The 1,414-nt window shown below is 58.1% G+C and carries 2 protein-coding genes; both read left to right on the top strand.

Annotation, left to right across the window (positions count from 1 at the left end; all coding sequences use genetic code 11):
- Window positions 1–1,124 (top strand): phage head morphogenesis protein (locus Q0562_RS03915; protein WP_298641435.1); only part of this gene is annotated, 1,124 nt, incomplete at its 5' end.
- Window positions 1,125–1,127: 3 nt separating this feature from the next.
- A complete protein-coding gene (locus Q0562_RS03910; RefSeq protein WP_298641433.1) occupies window positions 1,128–1,310 on the top strand; it encodes a hypothetical protein in 183 nt (60 codons plus the stop codon).
- Window positions 1,311–1,414: the final 104 nt, after the last annotated feature.

Below are 1,414 nucleotides of genomic sequence, written 5' to 3'. Positions count from 1 at the left end.
TTGACCATATCCAGCGCATCAAGGACTCGCTGGAAAAAGCCATCGCCGAAGGCACAAGCTTCGACAACTGGCGCAAGGAAAATCTCGCTGACCTGCAAGGCCTGCCGAAGAGCTATCAAGAAACCGTCTTCCGCACAGCGGTGCAGAGCAGCTACAACGCCGGGCGCTGGGCACACTTCCGCGATCACGCCGAGCGCCGCCCCATCCTGCGCTATACCGCCATAAACGACCGCCGCACCCGCCCGGCACACCGTGCCTTGCACGGACTGATGATGCCGGTGGATGACCCACGCTGGCAGACACTGGCGCCGCCAGGGGGGTTCAACTGCCGCTGCACCCTGATGAGCCTGTCCGAACGGCAGGCGAAAGGCATGGGCTACACCGGCGCGCCGCAGGACATCCCGACCTGGACGGACAAACACGGCGTCGAACACACCGCCGCCCCGGACAAAGGCTGGAACCACTCGCCCGAACACGACCTGACCGACCTCTTGCGTGAGCGGGAACAGCGGCTGAACATGAACGCGGCAGTGTATGACAGCGGGGATGCCCCACCGAATCCTGAACCGTGGCATCCGCCGCTGCCAGGCAATGACCCTGTGGACAAAGTCCGCTATGACATCATCACGCGCGGGCAGCAGGACGGCAACGAACACGCGGCATTGCTGGACAAAGACGGCAACGTGCTGGCAATGGTGCAGGGTAACGAGAAAAAGACCATCATCGCCGACGCATTGGAGAAAGCAGCGAGCGTGTCGCAGGTACTGCACAATCACCCAAGCGGGTTATCCCTAAGCGAAAACGATCTGTATGTGGCGGCGTTTCACCGCATATCCGTCACGGCTTATGCCACTTGGTCAGAAGGCGAATTTACCGCTACCCCGCTGGCAACATTTGCGCAATTTGATGATGCCTTCATGGCGGCGAGGAGGAAAATCAACCTTTTCCTCTGGGGACTATACAAAGCGGGCCGCATCAGTGCGGAAGAAGCTGACATATTGCTCCCTCACCTGCGAAATTTCCTGCTGCACAAACAAGGTGTTATTGACTATAATGTTACGCAACTACCGCCACAGTTGGCGGAAGCGTTGAAGAAAATTGACCTAAACGAATTGGAGAAATAGGTTATGTACGGTGTGCTTGTGGACAGAACGACCGGCCCATTCAGCCGACCGGAAGCCATCAAGGCAGAAATGGAGGAAATGCGGCAAGAACTTGCCGACTACCCCGATGACCTCGACAGATTGCTGCACAGTATGGCGGAAGACCTCGCCTTTTCCGAAAGCCTCTACGGCAAGCCCGCCGCCTGAAATACCACCTTACCCACCAAGCCCGCCCCGCGCGGGCTTTTTCATATCCGGAGCCCATCATGAAAAAAGACCTTGCCCGCTACATCCTTAACACCCTGATCGCT

It is taken from the genome of uncultured Cardiobacterium sp. (genome assembly GCF_938028825.1).
In the GTDB taxonomy this organism is placed as follows: Bacteria; Pseudomonadota; Gammaproteobacteria; order Cardiobacteriales; family Cardiobacteriaceae; genus Cardiobacterium.
This window is presented reverse-complemented; position numbering and strand designations above follow the sequence as displayed.